Genomic DNA, 5,611 nt, shown 5'->3' with positions numbered 1-5,611 from the left:
TGAAGTTTAAAGCTGGATCAATCCCCGTTGAAAATATGCGCTTTTCAGCATTTTTCGTTGGGGCTGCGGGGTGTTCCAAGAGGGTATTGCAGTTGATACCCTCTTGGTCGGGTGTGGGTGGAAAACCCACGACTTTAATCCAAACGAAGTTTGGAAATATAGAAAGGAAATTTACGGTCTAACTCAGGTGTTAACTAAGCATCACGACTTTGTTTTTAAAGTAGCTAACAAGTTTTGAGGCTGGAATGTGTTACACCTAACTCAGCCAAGCGAGCAACACGCCCTAATGACCTTTAGATTGTTTAGGTTCAATATTGCTTTGCAGGTATTGACGACAAAAGTCTGCTTTGGTTAGCGGTGTGGAAAACATAAAGCCTTGTAGGTAATCGCATGATAGCTGTTTAAGCAACAGCTGCTGGGCGCGAGATTCAATTCCTTCCGCAACAACTTGTACGCCGATATTATGGGCCATAGTAATAATTGCTTTTACTAATGCGACGCTGCTTTCGTTAGTTGTAATATTGGTTATAAATGAACGATCGATTTTGATGATGTCGATATCAAGCTCTTGCAGGTAAGCTAAAGATGAATAACCCACGCCAAAGTCATCAATGGCAACTTTAATTCCGTTGTTATTAAGTAGCTTTAATTGTTGCTTAATAGACGAGTCTGGTGTCATCAAAGTGTTTTCTGTTACTTCAATTAAAAAAGCACCATGTGGTAGCTTTGACTTATTACAATCTAATATCCATTGATCGATCCACTTTCCAGAGCGATCTATTTCGGTTGGGGATGTATTTACACTAATTTGTATTACAGTGCCCTGTAATTGATAAAACTCAATTGCATCAGCAATAACTTGCTGACGAACCCAATTACCAATTTCCACTATAAGCCCGCTTTCTTCGGCAACTGGAATAAAGTCGTTAGGTTCAATTAAACCCCATTTAGGATGATTCCAGCGGATTAATGCTTCTACTTTCTTTAATTGGTTGCCGTCAATATTAACAATGGGTTGATAGAATAATTGGAACTGTTCAGACTTAATCGCTTGCCTTAATTCTTCTGTAAGGCGTCTTTTACCCAATGCTTGTTCTTCCATTGAAAAAGAGAAAAACTCGTAACGGTTACGTCCCTTACTTTTGGATAAATACATTGCTTGATCTGCGTGTTTGACCACATCTTCAATGGTCTTGCCTTCGCTAGGGAAGAAGGTTAAACCGATACTGCTGGTAATATAAACTTGCTCATTTTTAATGGTAATCGGTTGCACTAAGCTGCTTTTAATGACCTCGGCAATTTCGCTGGCACGACGTTGATCATTAATGCCTTCAACGATTAAGGTAAATTCATCGCCACCTAAACGAGCCACTGTATCATGACCTCGAACGCAGTTTTTCAGGCGTTTAGCGACCTGTTGTAACAACAAATCACCGTAATCATGACCAAGGGTGTCATTAATCTCTTTAAACCCGTCTAAGTCAATAAATATAAGGGCGAAAATCATTCCTTCAGTATCTATCAATGATTGCAATTTTTCATAGAAATAACGTCTGTTCGGCAGGTCGGTCAAGCCATCTTGATAAGCGAATTGGTGTAATTTCTCATTAGCGCTTTCAAGCTCTTCGGTTCTACTTTTTACCTGACTTTCTAAGCGCTTATCACGTTGCTCAATGGTTTCAAGCATGTCATTAAAGTGAGCGCTTAGCTTGCCAACTTCATCATGAGATAACTCTTTGGCGCGCAAACTATAGTCATTGGAGTCAGATACTCGTTCTGCAATAGTCGCTAAATGCAAAATTGGGCTTAAAAAACGGCGCCGTAAGATGAGCGACAGTGAAAAACTGATCCCTAGGGCAAAAATCAACAATATGATAATGAACTGGCCGTAGAATTTAACGCGAGTAGTGATATAACTTTCATCGGCTAAGATGTGAATTTGACCATACTCTTGTTCATCTAATGTCAGAGGGTTATTAATTTGGGTTACATTTATCGGTGGGTTTAAAATATTGTCTGGCTCACGGGGCGTTTTACTGACAAATGCCAGTACCTTGCCTTGGTTATCAGTAATTGTGACTGACACAATATCGCCGCGAAGTAGAATAGGCTCGATCAGTTCTTGTATTGCGTCTTGATCATCAAATAGAACTGCGGCTGTAATATTGGGGGATAGCATTTTAGCGATGGTTTGTAAGCCATCAACTTGCTCACGTTTTGCAGTGGTAAGTTCGTAGGCGCTGAATACAAAAGTAACGGTGATAATGGATGCAAAAGAGACCCCCATTAAAATCATGAGTAACTTTTTGCTGATGGTGTTCATCGAGAAGAATCTAGTCATGGCATCACCTATCCAGCACGCGACCAAGTCGCAGTACTTTTGAACTCATGGTGATACCAGATTGCTGTAATTGTTGTGGTGATATCTCGAACCTTACTTTACCACTGGCAATGAAAAAACGAATATGACCGCCAGCTTCAATGGTGCCTTTTGATTCGCCGACAATCATAGTGTTGGCTAAAGCTTTGGGGTGAACATTGTGCCAGTTGACCCATTGGATGAATGTTTCAGAAGTAATGAATAACAATTGGCAATGGTTAAATTGTTCTCCCTCAAATTGAATTTGTTTAATCAGAATAGGTTTGTCATCGACACTGCGCTGCTTAAGTGTTGATTGTGCGGTATCGACAAAAGCGGCGTCAGCGCTGCACAAATTAAAATATTCATCCTTGGTGGTATTATCTTGCCAATTTCCGTAGCGGGCGAAGTTATATAGGAAACCTGCTTTGAGTGCGTGTTCTTGCTCAGCCGCATTTGCATTCGGGCTACTGAGTAGCAAGAATGAGAATAGTAAAACCTGTAAAAACGAAGTGATATTGCGCATTAAGTTAATTAGAAGTTCGCCGTTACTTTGAACAATACACTTTCATCAATGTAATTGGGGATAGTGTATGTTTCTTGTCGATTTGCATATTCAAGATGACTACCTGCAAATAAATTTTTTCCAGTGACCGAGACAGCCCAATCAGGAGTCAGTGCCCAGCTCCATGTTAAATCAAGCAAGGTGTAGTTTTCTGATTGATAAGCATCACTGTTTTCTACTCTTACCGAGGCAAAAATATTATGGTTATCAAATACGTGAATATCTGCTTTGGCAAAAATTTGTCGAGTTGTAGAGTCGCGTCCAATGGCTGGGAAAGTATTCTCAGGAAGATCATAATCGAAGGTGTTATAGCTATAACCTAGCTCAGCGTTAAACATTTCAGCAGGTACCCAAGACAACACAATATCGCCGCCTTGAGTGGTTACATCAGCGGTAGAAACGATATCAAATTGGATGGTTGTTTGAGTTAAGGCTTGTGAAGCCAGTTGTATTTGACCTGCTTGGAAAAGGGCTAGAACAGGTAAAAACTGCTCCATGTTAGGGTCAATATCAATAACAGCAACGTTTTCAGCTTCCGTATGATACACAGATACATCAATATTCCAGGCATCCTGCGATAAACGATAACCTAACTCATAGGATAAAGACGTTTCTGCTTCGACTTGATCATTGCCATTGAGATAGGTTTTTATGTGGTAATCGTCTATTGCCTCAATGCCTGTTGATAAAGGCAGAACATCGCTAACTTTCTGACCATTAATGGCATAATTATCATTAAACTCAATAAGTGAGGGGATACGAACACTTTGGGATACTGATGTCCATAGTACTTGATTGTCTTCGGGTTTCCATAGCAACCTTGCTAAAGGCTGATACTCCCAATCAGTTAAGTCATTATGCTCAGCTCTGGTACCAATAACAAAATCAAGCTGTTCTGGAATAAGGGCAAATTGCGCCTGAACAAAGCCGCCGAATTGTTGTAAGTTATCGAAGTCTTTATCACTATGAAGAAATAAACTGTCTTCAAATGAAATCGTGCTATAGCGGTAATTTAATCCCCAATCGAGCTGTAAAGCTTGATAAATAAAGTTCATTTGATAATCAATATCAAAGGATTCAAATTCTTCTTGAAGGTAGGTTTGGGTACCTGATTGATCCAGCCACGATACTTGGATCATTTGATTTGCTGAGTCTGATATTCTATTTTCAAGCCGAGCCATTAATCGTGAGTCAGTGCGCTCTAGCTCACCAGAAAAGGTCACATTTTCATTAGTATCATCCACAACACCGCGATAGTTTTGTCCAAGTGTTGATTCCGTCATATCGCCTTGAATAAAACCAGACCAGTCATCATTGAGAGAAAAATCCAGTCGACCACCTAAGGAGTATTGCTCTGTGGTGTCATTGGGTTCAACAGTTAGGCCTTTTTTAGAAGCATTACCATCTTTCACGTGGCCATAAACACGGTAGCTTCCACTGCTGCCTATATCAGCACCATAGCGAATATTAGCATCAATATTAACTTGGCTACCGCTAGCTGCGTCCACAAACAGGCCGCGAGTATCAATGCTGTTTTTAGTAATAATATTGATCACGCCATTATTGGCATTACTGCTCCATAGTTGTCCACCCTGACCACGGATCACTTCGATGCGCTCAATATCATAAAGAGGCACGTTGAGGGTTTCCCAATACACTGCTGAAAACTGCGGGGTATAAAGACTTTGACCGTCAATCATGACCAACATTTTACTGGAGAATCTTGAAGCGACTCCTCGAGCTGATATTGCCCATTGGTTGTTATCAAGTTGGCGAACGACGAGTCCTGGGACCATTTTTAAGGCTTCAGGAACAGAAGATGCACCCGAATGAGTAATGCGTTCTTTAGTGAGGACATAAATTGAACTGGCGGTATCGAAGGCTGATTGAGAACGTTTCATTGCAGAAGTCACTTGGACATCCATTGCCATTAAAGACTCTAAATCTAAATCTTCAAGTGAGTCAACCGCTTGAGCTATAGGAGAAGTAACTAATAGGACCAATAATAAGTTAATGTTTTTTTTCAATGTTTGCTCTCCGACAGTATAAATACGCATTTACTCAATACATCGCGCTTTGCCTTTGTTTTATATACAAGCTCACCATGTTGACATTGCTGTTTGCGTTAATTCTTTTTATGCACCCTTGTGACGAAGAAGATAATTGGTTGCTTTATATTACTGTAACGCTATCGACTGTTTATCGAAGGTCTTGAAGTTCGCAAGTTAAGAACAAGAATGATAACCAGTTTTATTTGCTATTAAATGATTGATTAATCTAAAAGTTCTAATCAACAAATGACGTTACACCTGTTACAGGCAGGTTACAAGTAAGTGTATACTAAAGATTGAACTTGTGCGCTTTTTGCTGTTAATCAGCTTTAAAACCCCCTCTTAAATTATTTTTTTAATAGTCTGATATTCAGGACGTGTTGTGCTTTGCTGCTTGAATTATATTCGAGACAAAAACGGGTTAGGTGCAGCGATTGAATTGCCGCCTAGCAATCTAAGCTGCCAACACAGCCCTGAAAGATCAACACGCCCAGTATGTAAGAAATATTTACTTGCTTGATTGGTTACGCCTATCAATCATTTTGAGCTGTGGTGAGGTTACGTGCTTAAATATATTCAAAGAAGTGTTTTATCGTTTTGTTGAGGTAAATGCTGCAGTGCTAGTGCTAGTGCTAG

The 5,611-nt window shown here is 40.0% G+C and carries 3 protein-coding genes; all 3 read right to left on the bottom strand.

The annotated features are described in order from the left end of the window. Nucleotides 1–283: 283 nt before the first annotated feature. From AB4153_RS05175 to AB4153_RS05165, 3 genes are read right to left on the bottom strand one after another with little or no spacing between them, the layout of a single operon-like run. On the bottom strand, nt 284–2,341 hold the full coding sequence (locus tag AB4153_RS05175) for an EAL domain-containing protein (protein ID WP_102528136.1): 2,058 nt from the start codon (nt 2,339–2,341) through the stop codon (nt 284–286). Nucleotides 2,342–2,345: 4 nt separating this feature from the next. Beyond that, nucleotides 2,346–2,885 (bottom strand): YfiR family protein, encoded by a 540-nt coding sequence (locus AB4153_RS05170; RefSeq protein ID WP_102528135.1) that lies wholly within the window; start codon nt 2,883–2,885, stop codon nt 2,346–2,348. An 8-nt stretch (nt 2,886–2,893) separates the two neighbouring features. Then, nucleotides 2,894–4,951 (bottom strand): TonB-dependent receptor plug domain-containing protein, encoded by a 2,058-nt coding sequence (locus AB4153_RS05165; protein WP_371996581.1) that lies wholly within the window; start codon nt 4,949–4,951, stop codon nt 2,894–2,896. Between the last annotated feature and the right edge of the window lie 660 nt (nt 4,952–5,611).

The sequence above is a fragment of the Shewanella sp. 10N.286.52.E4 genome, from assembly GCF_041468785.1.
In the GTDB taxonomy this organism is placed as follows: Bacteria; Pseudomonadota; Gammaproteobacteria; order Enterobacterales; family Shewanellaceae; genus Shewanella; species Shewanella electrodiphila.
This window is presented reverse-complemented; position numbering and strand designations above follow the sequence as displayed.

Excerpts from the sequence above, each read along its gene's own strand:
- AB4153_RS05175 (WP_102528136.1), bottom strand. The coding sequence starts at position 2,341 with ATGACTAGATTCTTCTCGATGAACACCATCAGCAAAAAGTTACTCATG.
- AB4153_RS05170 (WP_102528135.1), bottom strand. The coding sequence starts at position 2,885 with ATGCGCAATATCACTTCGTTTTTACAGGTTTTACTATTCTCATTCTTG.